Source organism: Nocardioides asiaticus, assembly GCF_040049175.1.
Classification (GTDB): domain Bacteria; phylum Actinomycetota; class Actinomycetes; order Propionibacteriales; family Nocardioidaceae; genus Nocardioides; species Nocardioides cheoyonin.
In genome coordinates, this window is the sequence record NZ_JBDZDM010000006.1 from 225,938 (window position 1) to 246,301 (window position 20,364).

Annotated in this window: 17 protein-coding genes and 1 tRNA gene; 5 read left to right on the plus strand and 13 right to left on the minus strand. The window is 69.8% G+C overall.

Annotation, left to right across the window (positions count from 1 at the left end):
* The first annotated feature begins 33 nt into the window (after positions 1–33).
* The gene (locus tag ABLE53_RS21205; protein WP_348861141.1) at positions 34–1,587 is read left to right on the plus strand and encodes an amidase; all 1,554 of its coding nucleotides are present in this window, start codon (positions 34–36) and stop codon (positions 1,585–1,587) included.
* Here ABLE53_RS21205 and ABLE53_RS21210 read toward each other — a convergent pair.
* The 3 genes from ABLE53_RS21210 to ABLE53_RS21220 form a co-directional block, all read right to left on the minus strand.
* Positions 1,574–2,374: an ABC transporter permease gene (locus ABLE53_RS21210; protein ID WP_348861142.1), complete on the minus strand. Its 801-nt coding sequence runs from the start codon at positions 2,372–2,374 to the stop codon at positions 1,574–1,576. The two genes, ABLE53_RS21205 and ABLE53_RS21210, sit on opposite strands and share 14 nt — an antisense overlap.
* Positions 2,371–3,333 (minus strand): ABC transporter ATP-binding protein, encoded by a 963-nt coding sequence (locus tag ABLE53_RS21215; protein ID WP_348861143.1) that lies wholly within the window; start codon positions 3,331–3,333, stop codon positions 2,371–2,373. The genes ABLE53_RS21210 and ABLE53_RS21215 overlap by 4 nt, the downstream gene beginning before the upstream one ends.
* Before the next feature lie 218 nt (positions 3,334–3,551).
* A tRNA-Tyr gene (locus ABLE53_RS21220) sits at positions 3,552–3,633 on the minus strand.
* Between the two features lie 105 nt (positions 3,634–3,738).
* Here ABLE53_RS21220 and ABLE53_RS21225 point away from each other — a divergent pair.
* Complete coding sequence (locus tag ABLE53_RS21225; protein WP_348861144.1) at positions 3,739–4,230, plus strand: YajQ family cyclic di-GMP-binding protein; 492 nt, start codon at positions 3,739–3,741, stop codon at positions 4,228–4,230.
* Positions 4,231–4,320: 90 nt separating this feature from the next.
* Complete coding sequence (locus ABLE53_RS21230; RefSeq protein ID WP_348861145.1) at positions 4,321–4,779, plus strand: RrF2 family transcriptional regulator; 459 nt, start codon at positions 4,321–4,323, stop codon at positions 4,777–4,779.
* 18 nt (positions 4,780–4,797) lie between these two features.
* Here ABLE53_RS21230 and ABLE53_RS21235 read toward each other — a convergent pair whose 3' ends face one another.
* Genes ABLE53_RS21235 through ABLE53_RS21250 form a run of 4 tightly spaced genes read right to left on the minus strand, consistent with a single transcriptional unit; the run spans position 4,798 to position 8,528 of the window.
* Positions 4,798–5,802: a sulfate/molybdate ABC transporter ATP-binding protein gene (locus ABLE53_RS21235; RefSeq protein WP_348861146.1), complete on the minus strand. Its 1,005-nt coding sequence runs from the start codon at positions 5,800–5,802 to the stop codon at positions 4,798–4,800.
* Complete coding sequence (locus tag ABLE53_RS21240; protein WP_348861147.1) at positions 5,799–6,650, minus strand: sulfate ABC transporter permease; 852 nt, start codon at positions 6,648–6,650, stop codon at positions 5,799–5,801. Before ABLE53_RS21240 ends, ABLE53_RS21235 begins: the two co-directional genes overlap by 4 nt.
* Positions 6,643–7,500 (minus strand): sulfate ABC transporter permease subunit CysT, encoded by an 858-nt coding sequence (gene cysT, locus ABLE53_RS21245; RefSeq protein WP_348861148.1) that lies wholly within the window; start codon positions 7,498–7,500, stop codon positions 6,643–6,645. The genes ABLE53_RS21240 and cysT overlap by 8 nt, the downstream gene beginning before the upstream one ends.
* Before the next feature lie 8 nt (positions 7,501–7,508).
* Positions 7,509–8,528, minus strand: a complete 1,020-nt coding sequence (locus tag ABLE53_RS21250; protein WP_348861149.1) for a sulfate ABC transporter substrate-binding protein — start codon at positions 8,526–8,528, stop codon at positions 7,509–7,511.
* 227 nt (positions 8,529–8,755) lie between these two features.
* Here ABLE53_RS21250 and ABLE53_RS21255 point away from each other — a divergent pair, with 227 nt between their 5' ends.
* A complete protein-coding gene (locus ABLE53_RS21255) occupies positions 8,756–10,732 on the plus strand; it encodes a 2-oxoacid:acceptor oxidoreductase subunit alpha (RefSeq protein WP_348861150.1) in 1,977 nt (658 codons plus the stop codon).
* Complete coding sequence (locus ABLE53_RS21260; protein WP_425474900.1) at positions 10,729–11,826, plus strand: 2-oxoacid:ferredoxin oxidoreductase subunit beta; 1,098 nt, start codon at positions 10,729–10,731, stop codon at positions 11,824–11,826. Before ABLE53_RS21255 ends, ABLE53_RS21260 begins: the two co-directional genes overlap by 4 nt.
* A 40-nt stretch (positions 11,827–11,866) precedes the next feature.
* Here the strand turns inward: ABLE53_RS21260 and rarD are convergent, their stop codons facing one another.
* From rarD to nuoL, 6 genes are all read right to left on the minus strand, one after another.
* Positions 11,867–12,775, minus strand: coding sequence for an EamA family transporter RarD (rarD, locus tag ABLE53_RS21265; protein ID WP_348861151.1), 909 nt, complete (start codon positions 12,773–12,775; stop codon positions 11,867–11,869).
* A 61-nt stretch (positions 12,776–12,836) separates the two neighbouring features.
* On the minus strand, positions 12,837–14,369 hold the full coding sequence (locus ABLE53_RS21270) for a Dyp-type peroxidase (protein ID WP_348861152.1): 1,533 nt from the start codon (positions 14,367–14,369) through the stop codon (positions 12,837–12,839).
* A 93-nt stretch (positions 14,370–14,462) separates the two neighbouring features.
* Complete coding sequence (locus ABLE53_RS21275; protein ID WP_348861153.1) at positions 14,463–15,461, minus strand: polyprenyl synthetase family protein; 999 nt, start codon at positions 15,459–15,461, stop codon at positions 14,463–14,465.
* The gene (gene nuoN / locus ABLE53_RS21280) at positions 15,458–17,023 is read right to left on the minus strand and encodes an NADH-quinone oxidoreductase subunit NuoN (protein ID WP_348861154.1); all 1,566 of its coding nucleotides are present in this window, start codon (positions 17,021–17,023) and stop codon (positions 15,458–15,460) included. The genes ABLE53_RS21275 and nuoN overlap by 4 nt, the downstream gene beginning before the upstream one ends.
* Positions 17,020–18,492, minus strand: a complete 1,473-nt coding sequence (locus ABLE53_RS21285) for an NADH-quinone oxidoreductase subunit M (protein ID WP_348861155.1) — start codon at positions 18,490–18,492, stop codon at positions 17,020–17,022. Before ABLE53_RS21285 ends, nuoN begins: the two co-directional genes overlap by 4 nt.
* On the minus strand, positions 18,489–20,351 hold the full coding sequence (nuoL, locus tag ABLE53_RS21290; protein ID WP_348861156.1) for an NADH-quinone oxidoreductase subunit L: 1,863 nt from the start codon (positions 20,349–20,351) through the stop codon (positions 18,489–18,491). Before nuoL ends, ABLE53_RS21285 begins: the two co-directional genes overlap by 4 nt.
* Positions 20,352–20,364 lie beyond the last annotated feature (13 nt).

A 20,364-nucleotide genomic window follows, 5' to 3' on the forward strand; every position in this document is an offset into this window, starting at 1 on the left:
CTGGCCGCAACCCGGGCCGTCTAGGTTTCGCAGGTGGCCCAGGACCCTGATCCCCTCACCGACCCGACGACCTACACCGTCACCGAGGCGCTCGCTGCGCTGGAGGCGCGTGCGCTCACGTCGGTCCAGCTCGTCGAGGCGTTCCTGGCGAGGATCGAGGCGTACGAGCCCCACTACAACGCCTTCACGCAACTCAACCCCGCGGCCCTGGAGGAGGCGAAGGCCTCCGACACCCGCCGCGCGCTGGGCGAGCCACCCCGGGCCCTGGAGGGAGTGCCGATCGTGGTCAAGGACTCGGTCGACATGGCCGGTCTGCCGACGACCGACGGCTGGCCGGTGACCACCCCTGCCTGCGGCGGCCTGGCCCTGGTCCCGGCGAAGGACGCGCCGGTCGTCGTGCGGCTGCGGGAGGCGGGCGCGGTCATCATCGGCAAGACCAACCTCCCGCGGTGGGCCTACAGCGGGTCGAACGCCGACGACAGCGCCGACGGGCCGACGTACAACATCCTCGACCGCCGCTGGGCGCCGGGCGGCTCCTCTACCGGGACCGCGACCGCCGTCGCCGGCGACTTCGCGATCGCCGGGCTCGCCGAGGAGACCGGAGGCTCGATCCAGAACCCGGCGGCCGCGCAGAGCCTGTACGCCATCAAGCCCACCTTCGGGCTGGTCCCCACCACCGGCGGCGTCCCCCAGTGCGGCTCCACCCGCGACGTTCTGGGCCCGATCACCAAGAGCATCGAGGACGCCGCCCTGCTCCTCGACGTCATGGCCGGCCCACATCCCGATGACCCCAAGACCCACGCCGCCCAGGTGCCCGCAGGCGGCTACACCTCACAACTGTCGACCACCGCCCTCCAGGGCGCGCGGATCGGCCTGTACGGGCCCGGCTGGCGCGGAGGCCGGGGCGCCTTGACGACCGAGACCGCAGATCTCTACGCCGCGGCCGTCGACCGTCTCCGCAGTCGCGGCGCGGTCGTGATCGAGGATCCCTTCGCTGACACCGACCTCGCCGACCTCGCCGTACTCGACGACCAGGGCTACGACTCCCGGGGCCAGGAGTACGCCGCCTACGAGATGGACCGCTACCTCGCAGCCCTCGGCCCGACAGCGCCCGTGCACAGCCTCGCCGAGCTGCTCGCCTTCGCCCAAGCCAGTGAGTTCACCGACAAACCGCTGGAACTGCTCGCCGCCGGCGACCCCGAGCAGACCCCGGACCTGACGCCCTTCCTGCAGGTCCGCGACGCCTATCTCGCCATCATCGACTCCGTCTTCGCCACCCACCGGCTCGACGCGCTCTGCTTCCCACAGCAGATAGCGCCCATCGGCGACAGCGCCGGCGACACCCGCGGCGGCGAGACCGTGCACGCCAGCACTGTCTCCGAGATCAACATCGCGCAACTGCCCGGCGTCGTCCTTCCCGATGGCGCCTACCACGACGGTCGCCCGTTCGCCCTCATCTTCCTCGGCCCCCAATGGAGCGAGGCAGAGCTGCTGGGCTACGCCTACGACTACACCAGCGCGAACCCCGGACGTATGCGACGCCCAGACCTGGGCTCCGTCCGGTTCCCCTGCTCTACTCCCAGCTGAAGAGCCGGATCGCTAGCCGCGTGGTCGCGATGCCCCATACGGCCATGACGATCAGGTGCAACCAGGTCGGCCAGTGGCCCTCACTTGAGTCCATCAACGACTGCACCGCGGCACCGCTCGGTGTGACGTCGGAGATGTGACGCAGCCACGGGGGCATGTTGGTGCGCTGCCACCACAGCCCGGCGAAGAACTGGAGCACGAAGAACAGGAACGACCCGAACCCCGCGGCGACCTTGGCATTGTGGAACAGGCTCGCGATCAGCATGCCGAGACCGAGGATCGCCCAGGCACCCAGCAGGTAGGACACCAGGAAGCCCACCAGGTTGCGCGGCCAGGCACCGCCGACCACGCCCGGCACCACGATCATCACGACCATGCAGGCCACCGCCACCGCGAAGATCAAGGTCAGCTGGGCAAAGAGCAGAAGCGCGGGCGAGACCGGTGTGGTGCGCAGCCGCTTGAGCACACCCATCTCCCGATAGCGGGTCAGCACATCGGGGAGCGCGTTCAAGGCGAGCAGGGTCAGCCCGAAGAAGATCAGAATGGGCTGGTAGACGGCAAAGAAGCTCAACCCTCCCAGCGCGTCCGCGGGGGCGCGCACCCCAGGGATGGAGCCGAGGATGATATCGGCGGCGACCGGCAGGATCGCTGCCCAGATCACCACGCCGGGGTTGCGGACCAGCAGCCGCCCCTCGCTGACCAGCATCGCGCGCGCAGCCGTCGGGTTCAGTCGCGGCAGCAGCCGCAAGACTCCCGCGGCACCACGTACGCCGGGGGTCGCCATCATGCCTCCCGCTGACTGGTCCCGGCCGCATCGACCCCAACGACCGGATCGACGGCATCGTCGCCGGTTAGCGCCACGAACGCGTCGTCCAGGCTCGGCTGGTCGACACGCAGCCGGCCGACCGAGACGCCGTGCTCGTGCAACGCAATGATGACCGCACTAGCGACGTTGTCAGTGCCGGTGACCACCACGCGACCAGCGTCGGTCGTCACCGTGTGCACGTCGGGCAGCGCCTGCAGCATCTGCGCCATGGCCGGATCGAACCGGTCCGAGGGCACGAACGTCATCCGCTGGTCGGCCTGCACGGCCGCGGCCAGCGCCTCCGGTGTGTCGGCGGCGATGACCCGACCGCGGTCGATCACGATGACTCGATCACACAGTCGCTCGGCCTCCTCCATGAAGTGCGAGACCAGCAGAAGAGTCACCCCGCCCTCGCGAAGCCCCTCCAACAGGCCCCACACCTCGCGCCGAGCGACCGGGTCCAGCCCCGTGGTCAGCTCGTCGAGGATCGCCACCCGGGGATTCCCGATCAACGCAAGCGCAACCGACAGGCGCTGCTTCTGGCCGCCGGAGAGCTTCGAGAAGTACGTCGATCGCTGGCCGGTCAGCCCAAGGTGCTCCATCAGATCACCGGGGTCACGCGGATCGGGATAGAAGCTGGCGTACAGATCAAGTGCCTCCCCGACCCGGATCTTGTCCGGCAGCCGCGACTCCTGCAGCTGGATGCCCAGCGTCTCCCGGAAGGCGGCGCTTTCGCTAGAAGGATCCATCCCGGCGACCCTGATGGTTCCCCTATCGGGGTGCCGCAGCCCCCCGACGCACTCCACCATCGTGGTCTTCCCCGCACCATTGGGACCCAGAACGCCGAAGATCTCGCCCTCCTCGACACAAAAGCTCACGTCATCGACCACGACACGTTCGCCGTACGTCTTGCGCAGGTGGGAGACCTCGATCACGGGCATGACGCCATCCTCTCCGCCCGACCTAGCCGAACTCCGGCAACCGGCCGCCGATGTCCTCGCCCCAGAGGATCACAGCGTTCGCCCACGACCGCCCCACCGACATCGCGGTAGACCCATCCTGAACCCATAACGTGCGCGCGGGCGCTGAACACCGTGCGACAACGCAAAACGACCCCCGACCTTGCGTTCCCGCGGGTCGGGGGCCGTTATCCCTGGTGTGGCAGGTGAAGGATTCGAACCTTCGAAGGCAAAGCCGACGGATTTACAGTCCGCTCCCATTGGCCGCTCGGGCAACCTGCCAGGGGCGTGCAACCGACTTGGTAGCGGTCACAACAGGACGGAACAATAGCGCAGGCATCCGCGGCAACGAAAAACCCCGCGGACCCCTGATCCGAAGGAGAAGTCATGGCCGACTCGTCGTTCGACATCGTCAGCAAGATCGACCGTCAGGAGGTCGACAACGCGCTCGGGCAGACCGCCCGTGAGGTCGCGACCCGGTTCGACTTCAAGGGGACGGGGGCGACGATCGCGTGGCAGGACGAGCACGCGATCGAGATCAGCGCCTCGGCCGACGACCGCGCCAACGCGGTGCTCGACGTGTTCAAGGGCAAGCTGGTCAAGCGCGGCCAGAGCCTGAAGATCCTCGACGCCTCCGAGCCGCGCCAGTCGGGCCAGCAGAGCAAGATCGCGATCACCCTCAAGGAGGGCATCTCCTCCGAGGACGCCAGGAAGATCTCGAAGCTGATCCGCGACGAGGGGCCTAAGGGCGTGAAGTCGCAGATCCAGGGCGACGAGCTGCGCGTCTCCTCCAAGAAGCGCGACGACCTGCAGGCCGTGATCCGGCTGGTGAAGGAGCAGGACTACGACTTCGCGGTGCAGTTCGTCAACTACCGCTGACGTCCGCGAGAGTGTGCCAGAGGGCGGCACGGAGTCGGCGTACGCCGTTTGGTCGAGCGAATTGATCGACTCGTCTGAAAGAATCGCTCCGTGCGAGTTTCAGCGAAGTCCGATTACGCCCTGCGAGCCCTCATCGAGATGGCTGGCCGCGAGGACGGCAAGGCCGTCAGCGCGGAGGAACTCGGCCGCGCCCAGGACATCCCGCACGGCTTCCTCCAGGCGATCCTCGCCGACCTGCGGAAGTCCGGGATCGTGATCTCACAGCGCGGGCAGTCGGGCGGCTGGCGCCTCGCGCGTACGGCGGACACCGTGTCGGTCGCCGACGTCATCCGGGCCGTCGACGGCCCGCTGGTGTCGGTCTACGGGCTGCGGCCCGAGGCGGTGACCTACAACGAGCGTGCCGACGTGCTCCAGCACGTCTGGATCGCCGCGCGGGACTCGCTGCGCGACGTCTTCGAGAAGGTCTCGATCGCCCAGCTCTCCTCGCGCGACCTACCCGACGAGGTCACGTCGCGTACGTCGCGCGAGGAGGCGTGGCAGCCGCACTGACGCGGCCGGCGCGCGGGTTCAGGCGCCCTTGCTGAGGTCGGTCGCCAGCGCAGCCTCGGGCGAGCCCTCGACGGAGGTGGCGCCGTCCTCGGCGGTGACGAAGACCGTCTGGCCCTCCCCGAGACCGAGCCGGCGGGCGTGGCTGCGGGTCATCTCGACGGTCACCACCTCACCGGCGTCGGTGAGGACGGTGAGCCTGACCTCGAAGCCGATCCGCAGCATCCGGGAGATCGTGCCCTCGACCGAGCCGGTCGAGCGTGGCCGGTCGGCCACGTCGATGTCGTGGGGGCGGATGAGCCGGCCGTTGAGCGTGGTGACGTCGCCGAGGAAGCCCATGACGAAGTCGTTGGCCGGCTCGTCGTACAGCTCCTCGGGCGTACCCACCTGCTCGACCCGGCCCTGGTTGATCACCACGATCTCGTCGGCGACCTCGAGGGCCTCCTCCTGGTCGTGGGTCACGAAGACCGTCGTCACATGGACCTCGTCGTGCAGCCTGCGGAGCCAGTCGCGCAACTCCTTGCGGACCTTCGCGTCCAGCGCCCCGAACGGCTCGTCGAGCAGCAGCACGGTCGGCTCGACCGCGAGCGCGCGGGCGAGCGCCATCCGCTGGCGCTGCCCGCCCGAGAGCTGCGAGGGCAGCCGGTGGGCGAACTGGGAAAGGTGTACGAGCTCGAGCAGCTCGTCCACCCGCTTCTTGATCTCCGCCTTCGGCCGCTTGCGGATCTCGAGCCCGAACGCGACGTTCTTCGCGACGCTCATGTGCTTGAAGACCGCGTAGTGCTGGAACACGAACCCGACGTTCCGCTTCTGCGGCGGCAGCCTCGTGGCGTCGACGCCCTCGATCACGACCGAGCCCTCGTCGGCGGAGTCGAGTCCGGCGATGATCCGCAGCAGCGTGGACTTCCCGCCGCCGGACGGGCCCAGCAGTGCCGTGAGCTGCCCGGTGGGCAGCGAGACGTTGATGTCCTCGAGGGCGACGAAGTCGCCGAAGCGCTTCGAGATGCCCTTGACCTCGATGCTCATGCCTTCTCCTTCTGTGCTCGACCGTCCTGCCCCCTGGCGCGCAGGAGCGCGACCACGATGAGGCTGACGACCGCCGCGAAGACCAACATGAACGCGACGGCGTACGACGCGTCGAGGTCCTGCGACTGATAAGTACGTTCCACGACCTTGGTGGCGGTCTCGGTCTGGCCCTTGACGTTGCCGGAGACGACCTTGACCGCTCCGAACTCGCCCAGCGAGCGGGCGAGGCTCAACACGACGCCGTACGCCACCGCCCAGCGGATCCCCGGCAGCGTGATCCGCCAGAAGGTCTGCCAGGCGTTGGCCCCGAGGCTGCGAGCCGCCTGCTCCTGGTCGTCGCCGAGCTCCTCGAGCACCGGCACGATCTCCCGGATGATGAGCGGCAGGGCCACGAAGCAGGTCGCCATGATGATGCCGGGCTTCGCGAAGATCACCTCGATCCCGCTGTCGCGCAGCGACGGCCCGAACCACCCGTAGATCGGGCTGTAGACCAGCAGCAGCGCGAGGCCGACCACGATCGGCGAGGCCGACAGCGGCAGGTCGATGAGCCACGACAGCACCCGCTTGCCCGGGAAGTCGTAGCGCACCAGCAGAAGCGACACGACCAGCCCGAAGGCCAGGTTGATCGCCACCGCGGCCACCGCGACCTGACCGGTCAGGGTGAGCGCGTGGGTGACGTCCGGGTCCTGCAGGGCCGTCTGGATCGACGAGAAGCCGTCGGCGAAAGTGTGCCGCAGGAGATACGCCGTCGGCCACAGCACCAGCATGAGCAGGTAGCCGACCACGAGCAGCCGCAGCACCCAGGTCGTCACGGCCGAGCGGCCGTTCACCACGGAGGAGTCAGCCACGGCGCGCCATCCTTCGCTGGAGGACGTCGAGGACGATGATCGCGGCCAGCGCCACGACCAGCAGGATCACCGCGATGGCGGCCGCCGCCGCGGTGTTCCCGCCCTCGATGTAGCTGTAGGTCCGCGTCGAGGCGACGGCCGTGCCGGCACGGTTCCCGGAGAGGAGTACGACGGATCCGTACTCGCTGATCGCGCGGGCGAACGACAGAGAGGCGCCCGCGAAGATCGCCGGGAGGAGCGAGGGCAGCACGATCCGCCGCCAGGTCGTGAAGCGCGAGGCGCCGAGGGATGCGGCGGCCTCCTCGGCATCGGTCTCGAGCGACTCGAGCACCGGCTGCACCGTGCGTACGACGAACGGCAGCGTCACGAACGCGATCGCGAGGAACACACCTGGGCGGGTGCCGTACACGTTGACGCCCAGCGGGCTCCCCGGCCCGTAGAGCGAGAGCAGCACGAGACCCGCGACGATCGTCGGTAGCGCGAACGGCACGTCGATGACGAGGTCGAGGATCGCCTTCCCCGGGAACCTGTCGCGGACGAGCACCCAGGCGATCACCGTCCCCATCACGGCGTTCAGGACCGTGACGACGACCGCCATCGCGAGGGTGAGGCGGAGCGCGGAGAACGTCGCGGAGGTCGTCAGGACCTGCTCGAAGGTGGACCAGCCACCTCCGCTCGCCTTGACGACGACGGCAGCGAACGGGATCAGGCACAGCAGGCTGAACCAGATCATGGCCACCCCGAGCCCGAGGCCCGAGGCGGCGGTCAGCTTCCGGGAGGACCCGGATGTGGACCGGGCCGGCCGACGCCTGCGCGTCGACCGGCCGTCCACGGTCACCGTGGCAGACACAAGCAGTCCTACTGGCCCGCGTCCGCCTGCAGCTTGGTCAGGATGCCGTCGGTGTCGTCGAAGTACTTCGAGTTGGCCTCGTCCCAGCCACCGAAGTCCTTGTCGATCGTCAGCAGCTTCTTCGGCTGCGGGAACGGGTTCGACGGATCCATCGCGCCCTTCACGGTCACCTTGCCGACCTGCGACGCGACGGTCGAGAGCGGGCGGTAGCCGGTCTCGGCGTACAGCTTCTGACCCTGGGCGCTGAGCTGGAACTTCATCCAGTCCTTCGCCTTCGCCGTGGCGTCCTTGAGCAGCGCGCAGGAGTTCTCGATGAGCAGCGAGCTGTCCGGGATCACGTAGTCCATCTGGCTCGGGTCGGACTGCCGGGCCAGGATCGCCTCGTTCTCGTACGACAACAGGACGTCGCCCGTGCCGCCGGTGAAGGCGGTGGTGGCGTCACGGCCGCTGTCGGGCATCGCGGCGATGTTGGCGAAGAACTTCTTCATGTACGCCGCGGCAGCGGTGTCGTCGCCACCTCCGGCGAGGACGGAGCCGTACGCCGCGAGCAGGTTCCACTTCGCCGAGCCGGAGGAGGCCGGGTTGGGCGTCACGATGCCGACCCCCGGCTTCACCAGGTCGGCCCAGGTCTTGATGTTCTTGGGGTTGCCCTTGCGGACGGCGAACACGACGATCGACGAGGAGCAGACGCCCTTGTTGGCGTTGTCCTTCCAGTCCTTGTCCACCAGGCCCGCATCGACCAGACGGGTCACGTCCGGCTCGAGCGAGAGGTGGACCTCGTCGGCCTTGAGCCCGCCCTCGACGGCGCGGGACTGGTCACCGGAGGCGCCGTACGACTCCTTGAAGGTGACGCCCTTGCCCTCGGGCGTGGCCTCGAAGGCCTTCTCGACGCCCTGGTTGGCCTCGTCGAGCACGGAGTAGCCGACGATGTTGATCGTGTCGGCATCACTCGAGCTCGAGCCACCGCACCCGGTCAAGGCCAGCACCCCGACAGCCGCGAGAGCTGCCGCAGCCTTGATCTTCTTCATGATTGCCTCTGTCTCTCTCCTGCCGAGTCAGGTAAACGAGTTATTTCGGGAATGTCGCGCACTCTAGTCGACTTAGCCGAGAGTATGCGACATGGGCGGCGTGTCGTGTTTCACGTGTCCGCTGCGGGAGACGCCTCCGGCACGTCGCGAGCGCGGACTAGGCTGGACGACTGGTTGACACCGGCCATCCGGCCGTGTCATGGACGCGAGCGAGGGAAGTGCACAGGGTGCCCAAGCAGGTCAAGCAGCTGGACCGCGTGATCATCCGTTTCGCCGGCGACTCCGGTGACGGCATGCAGTTGACGGGCGACAGGTTCACGCAGGAGTCAGCGGTCTTCGGCAACGACCTGGTGACGCTGCCGAACTTCCCTGCCGAGATCCGTGCGCCGCAGGGCACGCTGCCGGGCGTCTCGTCGTTCCAGGTCCACATCGCCGACCACGACATCATGACCCCGGGGGACGCCCCCGACGTGCTCGTCGCGATGAACCCGGCCGCGCTCAAGGCCAACCTCGGCGACCTGCCCAAGGGCGCCGCGATCATCGTCGACACCCACGACTTCACCTCCCGCAACCTGCAGAAGGCCGGGTACGCCGACAACCCCCTCGACGAGGAGGGCGCCGACGGCGAGCTTGCCGACTACCAGGTCCACCCCGTCGACCTGACCGGGATGACGATCGAGGCGGTCAAGGAGTTCGGCCTCTCCCGCAAGGACGCCGCCCGGGCGAAGAACATGTTCGCCCTCGGGCTGGTGTCGTGGATGTACGGCCGGCCGACCGAGCCGACCATCGCCTTCCTGGAGAAGCGGTTCTCGAAGGTGCCGCCGATCCGGGACGCCAACATCACCGCGTTCAAGTCCGGCTGGAACTTCGGTGAGACGACCGAGGCGTTCGTGTCGTCGTACGAGATCAAGCCGGCGCCGATGAGCCCGGGCACCTACCGCAACATCACCGGCAACCTCGCGCTGGCCTACGGCATCGTGGCCGCCGGCGTACGGTCGGGGCTGCCGGTCTTCCTCGGCTCCTACCCGATCACCCCCGCCTCCGACATCCTCCACGAGCTGTCCAAGCACAAGGCCTTCGGCGTGACCACGTTCCAGGCCGAGGACGAGATCGCCGGCATCGGCGCCGCGCTCGGCGCGGCCTTCTCGGGCTCGCTCGGGGTGACCACCACCTCCGGACCGGGCATCGCGCTCAAGTCCGAGACGATCGGGCTCGCGGTCGCCCTCGAGCTGCCGCTGCTCGTCGTCGACGTGCAGCGCGGCGGCCCCTCCACCGGGCTGCCGACCAAGACCGAGCAGGCCGACCTGCTGCAGGCGATGTACGGCCGCAACGGCGAGGCGCCGGTGCCGATCGTGGCGCCCTCCTCGCCCGGCGACTGCTTCGACGCCGCGCTCGAGGCCGCCCGGATCGCGATCACCTACCGCACGCCGGTCATGCTGCTCTCCGACGGCTACCTCGCCAACGGCTCCGAGCCGTGGCGGATCCCCGAGATCAGCGAGCTGCCCGCGATCGACCCCGCCTTCGCCACCGAGCCCAACCACGTCTCGAAGAAGTCCGCCGACGGCGCGCCCGACGCGTTCTGGCCCTACCTGCGCGACGAGGAGACCCTCGCCCGACCCTGGGCGGTGCCCGGCACCAAGGGCCTCGAGCACCGCATCGGTGGCCTGGAGAAGGGCGACGGGCACGGCAACATCTCCTACGACCCCGCCAACCACGACCTGATGGTCCGCACCCGGCAGGCCAAGGTCGACCGCGTCGCCGAGACGCTCCCGCCGCTCGAGATCGACGACCCGTCGGGCCCCCCAGGAGAGGGCACGGCTCGTGTCCTGGTCGTCGGCTGGGGCTCGACGTACGGCCCGATCGGCGCCGCCGTACGCCAGGTCCGCAAGGCCGGCTACAACGTCGCGCAGGTCCACCTGCGTCACCTGAACCCGTTCCCGAAGGACCTCGGGGACATCCTCAAGTCCTACGACAAGGTGCTCGTGCCCGAGATGAACCTCGGCCAGCTCTCCACGCTGCTGCGGGCCAAGTACCTCGTCGACGCGATCGGCTTCAACGTCGTCCGCGGGCTGCCCATCAAGGCCGCCGAGCTCGCCGAGGTCATCGGCGGACTGGTCGCGCAGGCCGAGGGCCTGCCCGAAGCGAAGATCAGCGTCGATCTCACCGCCACCGACCCCGCCACCGACGAGGAGGCACTCTCGTGACCGCCACCGACCTGGGCCTGCCCGGCCACTCCGGGCTGCAGCTCGTCCCCACCAGCGACGAGGCGCAGAACGCCAAGGAGTACACCTCCGACCAGGAGGTCCGCTGGTGCCCCGGCTGCGGCGACTACGCCGTCCTCAAGGCGGTGCAGGGCTTCCTGCCCGACCTCGGCCTGCGCCGGGAGAACATCGTCTTCGTGTCGGGGATCGGCTGCTCCTCGCGGTTCCCCTACTACCTCGACACCTACGGGATGCACTCGATCCACGGGCGCGCCCCGTCGATCGCGACGGGGATCGCCACCTCCCGCCCCGACCTCTCGGTCTGGGTGGTCACCGGTGACGGCGACGCACTCTCGATCGGCGGCAACCACCTCATCCACGCGCTGCGCCGCAACGTCAACATGACGATCCTGCTGTTCAACAACCGGATCTACGGGCTGACCAAGGGGCAGTACTCCCCCACCTCCGAGGCCGGCAAGGTCACCAAGTCGACCCCGGCCGGCTCGATCGACCACCCGTTCAACCCGGTCTCGCTCGCCCTCGGCGCCGAGGCGTCGTTCGTGGCCCGCACGGTCGACTCCGACCGCAAGCACCTCACCGCGGTCCTCTCCGCGGCGGCCGCCCACCGCGGGACCTCGCTGGTCGAGATCTACCAGAACTGCCCGATCTTCAATGACGGCGCGTTCGACGCGATCAAGTCGCCCGACACCAAGGCCGAGGCGATCATCCCGCTCGTCCACGGAGAGCCGATCCGGTTCGGCAACGCCGACGCTTCCGGCAAGGGCGAGAAGGGCCTGATCCGCGACGCCGAGACCGGCGGGGTCAAGGTCGCCACGGTGGCCGAGGTCGGCGAGGACGCGGTCCTCGTCCACGACGCCCACAACCCCGACCCGACCACGGCGTTCGCAATCTCCCGGCTCACCGACGCCGGCGTGCTCCACCGGTCCCCGATCGGCATCTTCCGGCAGGTCGAGCGGCCGACGTACGACGACCTCGCGCGACAGCAGGTCACGACCGCGCAGGAGACCACCGAGCAGGCCCCCGAGGACCGGCTCGCCGGCCTGCTCGGCGCCGGCGACACCTGGACGGTGCTATAAGCCGGGCGTTCGGTGCTCCCCGGCGCCGTCGGCCGGACGCTCAGACCGCGGACGCCTCGACGGCCTCGCGGAGCTGGCGGCGGCGGTGGGCCACCGCCTCGTAGGTGAAGATCGCGAGCGCGACCCAGACGATCGCGAAGCCCGCCCAGCGCCCCGTTGACATCTCCTCGTGACGGTAGAAGACGCCGAGGGCGAACTGGAGGATCGGGGCGAGGTACTGCAGCAGCCCGATCGTCACGAGCGGCACCCGGATTGCCGCGGCACCGAAGCAGACGAGCGGCAGCACCGTGACGAAGCCGCTGCTGACGAAGAGCAGCGCATGGCCGACGCCGTCGCTGGTGAAGTGGCCCTCGCCCGTGGCCCCGAGCGCGACGGCGTACGCCAGAGCGAGCGGCGCGACGAGCATGGTCTCCAGCGTCAGCGACTCGAACGCTCCGGCGTTGGCCTGCTTCTTCACCAGCCCGTAGGTGGCGAAGGCGAACGCGAGGACGAGCGCGACCCACGGGAGCCGGCCGTAGTCGACGGTGAGGAGCGCGACGGCGACGACGCCGACGCCCATCGCCGCCCACTGCGCCGGGCGCAGCCGCTCGCGGAGGATGAGGACGCCCATGAGCATCGTGATGAGCGGGTTGATGAAGTACCCGAGGCTGGCGTCGAGGACGTGCCCGTTGTTCACGGCCCAGATGAGCGTGCCCCAGTTGATCGTCACCGACACACCGGCGGCGGCGAGCAGGCCGAGTGTCCGGCGGTTGCGCGCCAGTGCGACGACGGCGGGGACGCGGCGCAGCCCGACGACGATCAGCGTCATCACCACGACCGACCAGATCAGCCGGTGGGCGAGGATCTCGAAGGCCCCGGCCGGCTCAAGGAGCGGGAAGTACAGCGGGAAGAACCCCCACATGACGTACGCCGCGACGCCGAGCACGACTCCTCGACGCTGATCCGGCACGCCGCCAGCCTAGGCGAAGGTAAAGCCCGGCCGGCGGCGTGCCCATGGAGCGGTCAGCGGGTCACGCGCCACCCAGCTTGCGGAGCGTCGCGATGCTCGGAGCGAGGAAGAACTCCCCGCCCTTGTTGGTGACGAACTCGCCGAGGTCGGCGGTCGGCGTCAGCGTCGACTTGTCGTCCCAGACCGTCGGCCAGGTCTGCGCCGTACGCCGGGCGCCGGTGCCGATCACGGCGTCCTGGCCGGCCGAGGCGTTGACGAAGACCTCGTCGGTGACCCAGTTCTGCTGCATGAACGCGAACTGGGCGCCGAGGTTGGCCTGGTAGCACTGGAACAGCAGCCCGACGCCGGTCTCCGGCGCGTCGGAGAAGTCGGCCTCGCGGTGCCCGTAGGTGATCCCGCGGCGCGCGATCCGGACCGCCCGCTCCCCGGCATCCGCAGCCGGCCCGAAGGCACGGGCCACGTCTCCGCGGGGGTTCGTCTTGCGGATGTGGGCGTGGAACGGGCACCTCGTGGCACCGGCGGTCCGGCCTTGGGCGCCGCCGTCGGTCACCCCCGGGTCGTCGGCGTAGGTGAAGTCGTTCTCCGGGACGTACGGCTGCACCGGCTGGGGCTGGCTGTCGTGCAGCAGCACCGGCGCCCCGTCCTTGAACCGCCCGACCGCCATCGCACCGACGAGGTCCACGCCGATGCCGTTGTCGAGCTCCTTCGCCTTGTCCTCGACCGCCTGGTTGAAGGCGGCGACGTTCTGCTCCAGCTTCCGGAAGACGTAGAAGCTGGCGAAGGCGTCCGGCGCGCTGGTGAACGGGTCGTCCACGAGCAGGTTCACCAGCCCGTTGCTCGGATCCCACTGCTGCCGGTCTTCAGGCTTCGGCAGCTCCTGGGTCGTGAACAGCGGCTGGCTGACGCCGTCGGCGTACCCGAAGTGCTCGCGCACCTTCCCGCCGACCACCTGCGTGACGCCGCGCTCCTCGTGGATGGAGGAGGTCGCGGTCGAGAGGATCTCCCAGGCACGGTGGACGTGGCGCCGGTAGGCGTGCACGACCTGCTCCTCCTCGTACGGGTCGTCGAGGTGGTGGGTGCCGTAGGCGATGATCAGCAGCCCGTCGAGGTCGCCCTTGCGGAACGCGGGCTCCCACTCCGACGGGTTGTCGCCGAGATGTACGGCGGCGTGCCGCATCGGCTCACTGAAGCCGACCGGCACCGGCGGCGGACCCGCTGGGGCGGGCACCGCGGTCGAGTCACCGAAGCCGGCAGGGACGGAGAGCCCTGCCCGGGCGAGGCCCCTGGCGCTGAAGAGCAGCGTGCCGAAGACCTCCTCGGTGTGCGGCTTCTTCGTCTTCTGGGCGTCATGGCGCCGCTGTGTCTGCGCCGCCTGCTCGGCGGCTGAGGTGATGAACCCCTCCTCGAGCAGGCGGGAGATCATCCGGCGCACTCGGAACGGGTCGTGGTCGAGCTTGAAGAACAGGTGCGACGCGAAGTCGCGCCCGTGTGACTTGATGATGTTTCCTTGCAGCTGCCCGAGCATCTGCTGGTACTTGGTGGCGGTCGCGTCGAACGGCTTGTTCTCCGCGGCCAGGTCGATCTTGCCGGGCATGGTGCCTCCTCGGCGTTGAGTGGCAGATCAGTACCCCAGCAAGGAGTAGCCGCCCGGAGCCTCGATACGGGGCCGAAGGACCCTGGTTCCGCGTCAGGCGGTGCGGACGGCGACCGCGTCGGCGAACGCCTCCAGCGCGTCGCGCACCGGCCCCTCGGGCAGGGCGCCGAGGAGCGCCTTGGCCTCGTGGGCGCGGTCGACGACGAAGGCGCGGGCCTCGTCGAGCGCCGGGTGGGCGCGCAGCAAGGTGAGGGCCTCCGCGTGGAGCGCGTCGTCGGACAGGTCGGCATCGAGAAGCTCGAGCAGCCGGGCGTCGGCGGGGTCGGTGGAGCGCTTCGCGAGCAGGACCGGGAGCGTCGGGATGCCTTCGCGGAGGTCCGTGCCGGGGGTCTTGCCGGACTCGACCGACTCCGAGGCGATGTCGAGGATGTCGTCGGAGATCTGGAAGGCGGTGCCGACGATGTCGGCGTAGGCCGTGAGGGCGTGCTCGACCTCCGCCGAGGCACCCGAGAAGATCGCGCCGTAGCGCGCCGATGTCGCCATCAGCGCCCCGGTCTTGCCGGCCACGACATCGAGGTGGTGGGCCACCGGATCGTCGCCGGGGCCAGGTTCGACACCTTCCAGGATCTGGCCCTCGACGAGCCTGGCGAACGTCTGCGACTGGATCCTGACGGCGTCCCGGCCCAGCTCCGCGGTGAGCTCGGAGCTGCGGGCGAACAGGAAGTCGCCGGTGAGGATCGCGACGTGGTTGTCCCAGCGGGCGTTGGCGGAGTCCGCGCCCCGGCGTACGAGCGCCTCGTCCATGACGTCGTCGTGGTAGAGCGAGGCCAGGTGGGTCAGCTCCACCACGCAGGCAGCGGTGATGACATCGTCGGCGTCCGGCTGCGGGCCGGCCTCCGCGGCGAGCAGCACGAGGAGCGGCCGGAACCGCTTCCCGCCCGCCTCGAGCAGGTGGCTCGCCGCCTCGGTGACGAACGGCGCCCGGCTCACGACGTTGTCGGCGAGCGCCTTCTCGACCAGGGTCAGTCGGGTGCGGAGACGCTGCTCCAGACCGGGGTCGGTGATCGGGAGGGCGAGGTCACTGCTGCTCACCCGATGAATCCTCCCGCATCACCGAGGAGATCGAGAACGGGGCCTGGTACGACGCCTAGGACCAGGGTGGCGAGGGCCGTCAGGGCGATCACCGCGGAGGTGAGGTACGACGGGGTGGCGACCTCTCCGGCGACGACGTCGGCAGCGGGCTCGGTGAAGAACATCAGCAGGATGACCCGCACGTAGAAGAACACCGCGACGATGCTCGATGCGATCGCGAAGACCACGACCGGCCACTGCCCGGCGTCGAGCGCGACCGCGAACACCGCCCACTTCCCGACGAACCCCGCGGTGAGCGGGATGCCCGCCATCGAGAGCAGGAAGAAGGCGAAGACGCCCCCCACGAGCGGGCTCCGGCGGCCCAGCCCGGCCCACCGGGCCAGACCGTTCGCCTCGCCGTTCGCACCGCGCACGAGCGAGACGACCGCGAACGCGCCGAGCGAGGCGACGCCGTAGGCCGTGAGGTAGAACAGCACCGCCTCGGTGCTGGTGAACGGCCCCTCGTCGCCCTCGCCGACGCCGAGCAGGCCGGTGAGGAGGAAGCCGGTGTGCGCGACGGCGGAGTAGGCGAGCATGCGCTTCACGTCGGCCTGGACGACCGCGAAGGTCGCGCCGAGCAGCATGGTCAGGACGGCGATGAGACCGAGGGCCGGCCGCCAGGAGTCGAGGTCCTGCCCGAAGGCGACGTAGAAGAGCCGCAGCATCGCGCCGAAGGCGGCGATCTTGGTGGCCGCCGACATCCACGCGGTCACCGGCGTCGGGGCGCCCTGGTAGACGTCGGGCGTCCAGCTGTGGAAGGGCACCGCGCCGGTCTTGAAGAGCAGCCCGACCGCCATCAGCCCCATCCCGAGGAGCAGCAGGACGTGGTGGGAGTCATCGTCGGCGACGGCCGCTGAGATGCCGGTGAGGGACATGGTGCCGGCGTACCCGTAGACGAGCGCGATGCCGTAGACGAAGAAGCCGGAGGAGAAGGCGCCGAGGAGGAAGTACTTGAGCGCGGCCTCCTGCGACAGCAGCCGGCGGCGGCGGGCGAGGCCGGTGAGCAGGTAGAGCGGGAGGCTCAGCACCTCGAGGGCGACGAACAGCATGAGGAGGTCGCCCGCGACCGGGAAGAGCATCATCCCGCTCACCGCGAACATGAGCAGCGGGTAGACCTCGGTGTGGTCGAGCCCGCGGGTCGCGGCCGCCCGCTCCGCGGTGGTGCCCGGGAGTGCCGCGGCCTGGCCGGCGAAGACGCTCACGCCGCCCTCGAGGCGGCGCTCGGCGAAGAGCAGGACCCCGCCGAGCGAGACGACCAGGACCAGGCCCCACAGGAAGACCCCCGGCCCGTCGACGACCACCGCGCCCTCGGCGGTGCGGGTGCCGAGGGAGTCGCCGGCGCCGATCGCGATCGTGCCGCCGAGCGCGGCGAGGAGGCCGCCGACGGCGAGCGCGAGCTGCGCCTGCTGCCGCAGCGCGCGCGGGACGAACGCCTCGACCACGACCCCGACGCAGGCGACGCCGAGGACGACGAGGACCGGCCAGAGGACGGCGTAGGAGATGCTCGGCGCAGTAAAGCTCACTGGCCCTCCTCCGGAGCCGCGACGACCGGGGGCGCATCGGTGACGCCGGCGTGCTGGAGGACGTCGTCGACCAGCGGGTTCGCGGCGTCCAGCAGCGGCGCGGGATAGAAGCCGAAGACCAGCAGCCCGGCCACCAGCGGGGCGAGGACGCCGACCTCGCGCCGGGTCAGGTCCCTCGTCGGGGCCGCGGCGGGCTCGTCGGGATCCACCGTCCCGGTGAAGAGCCGTTGATAGGCCCACAGGACGTAGATCGCCGCGAGGACGACCGCGGTGACCGCGATCGCCCCGACGAACCAGTGGTAGTCGAAGGCGCTGATCAGCACGAGGATCTCGGAGACGAACTGCGAGAGTCCGGGCAGCCCCGCGGTCGCGAGCCCGGCGACGAGGAAGAGCCCCGCCATGACGGGGGCGGCCTTCTCCAGGCCGCGCATGCTGCTGATCGACGCGGTGCCCCGGCGGGTGATGAGGAAGCCGGCGACCAGGAACATCGCGGCGGTCGCGACCCCGTGGTTGACCATGTAGAGGATCGCGCCGGAGACGCCCTGCGAGCTCAGCGCGAAGATCCCGAGGGTGATCAGGCCGAAGTGGCTGAGGCTGGTGAGGCCGATGAGGCGCAGCAGGTCGTCCTGGCCGATGGCGAGGAACGCGCCGTACACGATCGAGACCAGCGCGAGCGCCACCACCACTGGCGTCGCCCACCGGCTCGCCTCCGGGACCAGCCCGAGGCAGAGCCGGATCATCCCGAAGGTGCCGATCTTGTCGAGCACGCAGACGAGCAGCACGCTGGTCGGCGGCGTCGCCTGCTCGGTCGTGTCGGCCAGCCAGGTGTGGAGCGGGAACAGCGGCGCCTTCACCGCGAAGGCGGTGAACAGCGCGACGAAGATCCACCGCCCGGCGGTGGTGCCGATGTCGAGCTGCTGCAGGTCGGAGATGAGGTACGACGGCGTGCCCGCGTCGGCGCTCTCCACGAACAGCCCGATCACGGCGCCGAGGAGCACCAGTCCGCCGCCGAGCTGGTACATGAGGAACTTCAGGGCCGCCCGCGCCCGGCCGGCGCCGCCCCAGCCGCCGATCATGAAGTACGCCGGGATGAGCGTGGCCTCGAAGAAGACGTAGAACGTGAAGACGTCCTGGGCGCAGAAGACGACGAGCGCGAACGCCTCGAGGACCAGGGCCCAGGAGTACCACCGCGGGCCGTGGTCCTTGACGGCCGCGACCATCACGATCGGCACCAGCGCGGCGGTCAGCAGCACCATCAGCCGGCCGAGGCCGTCGAGGCCGAGCGCCCAGTGGACGCCGAGCGCGCCGATCCAGGTGTGGTCCTCGGCGTCGGCGGCGGCGCAGGCGATGATGGCGACCACCAGCGTCGCGAGCGCGAACCCGAACGCCCACACCTTCGGACGGGCGGGGACGGTCGCGCTGACGAGCCCGCCGACGAACGGCACCAGGCAGAGCAGCGAGAGCGTCACCAGTTCACCACCAGGAGGGCGAGGGCGACGACGACGGTGCCGCCGAGGACGGAGAGCGCGTAGGACCTGACGTAGCCGTTCTGCGCCTTGCGGAACTCCCCGGCGACCGCCGCGAGGGCGACCGGGCCTCCGCTGAGCAGCCCGTCGACAGCGAACTTGTCGGTGGTGAGCAGGCCGCGGGTGAGCTGCAGGCCAGGGGGTACGACGACGTCCTCGACGTGAGGCACCGGGAGGAAGCGGGTGAGCCCGGGGGCGACCGGCCGGCGCCCGACGTAGGCCCACGCGGTCGCGACCCCGACGGCCACGACGATGACCGCGAACACGGACATCAGCCACGCCGGCGGGGCGCCCTCGTGGTGCTCCGGCTCGCCGACGACCGGCGCCAGCCAGTCGCTGATCCAACTGCCGAGGAGGAGCAGGCCGCCGAGGATGGACAGCGCGGCGAGGACCACGAGCGGGCCGGTCATGATCCGCGGCGACTCGTGGGGGTGCCAGTCCGGCGGTCGGGACCCGTCGACATCCCAGCGCCGCTGCCCGAAGAAGGTCAGCAGCATCAGCCGGGTCATGTAGAACGCGGTGATCCCGGCGCCGATGAGCGCCAGCACGCCGACGTACCAGTGGTAGTCCCAGGCCGCCTCGATGATCTTGTCCTTCGACCAGAACCCGGAGAAGCCGGGGAAGCCGATGATCGCGAGGTAGCCCATCGCGAAGGTCAGGAACGTGACCGGCATGAACCGCGCGAGCGCGCCGTAGTGCTTCATGTTCACGTCGTCGTCCATGCCGTGCATGACCGAGCCCGCGCCGAGGAACATGTTGGCCTTGAAGAAGCCGTGCGTGAGCAGGTGGAAGATCGCGAAGGCGTAGCCGGCAGGGCCGAGACCGGCGCCGAGCATCATGTAGCCGATCTGGCTCATGGTCGAGCCGGCCAGCACCTTCTTGATGTCGTCCTTGACGCAGCCGATGAACGCGCCCCACAGCAGCGTGACGACGGCGACGACCACGACCGCCGTGCGCGCGGCGTCGCTGAGGTCGAAGACGAACCCGCTCCGCACGATGAGGTAGACGCCGGCCGTCACCATCGTCGCCGCGTGGATCAGCGCGGAGACCGGGGTCGGACCCTCCATCGCGTCGAGCAGCCAGGCCTGCAGCGGCACCTGCGCGGACTTGCCGCAGGCACCCAGGAGCAGGAGCAACCCGAGCGCGGTCATCCGCCCGTCGCTCGCCTGCCCGGCGGCGTGGGAGATGACGGTGAAGCTGGTGGACCCGAAGGTGACGAAGGCGAGCGCGATCGCCATCGAGATGCCCATGTCGCCGACGCGGTTCATCACGAACGCCTTCTTCGCCGCCGCGGCGGCGCTGGGGCGCGCCTGCCAGAAGCCGATGAGGAGGTACGACGCCAGGCCGACCCCCTCCCAGCCGAGGAAGAGGCCGAGGTAGTTCTCGGCCAGCACCAGCATGAGCATGGCCGCGACGAAGAGGTTGAGGTAGGCGAAGAAGCGCGTACGCCGCGGGTCGTGGGCCATGTAGCCCACCGAGTAGAGGTGGATCAGGCTGCCGACACCGGTGATGAGCAGCAGGAACAGCGCGGAGAGCGGGTCGTAGAGCAGGTCCATCCCGACGTCGAGATGGCCTGTCTGGAACCACTGGTAGACGTGCTGCACGACCTGCCGCTGTCCCTCGTCGCGGCCCAGGTCGACGACGAACAGGACCAGCGAGAGCACGAAGGAGAGGCTGGAGAGCCCGACCGCGAGCCAGTGCCCGAACCGGTCGAACGCGGCGGGAGCGAGGGGGCGGCCGATCAGCAGCACCGTCGCGCCGGTGAGCGGGAGCGCGACGACGACCCAGAGGAGGTGGAACACACCTGTCGCTTCG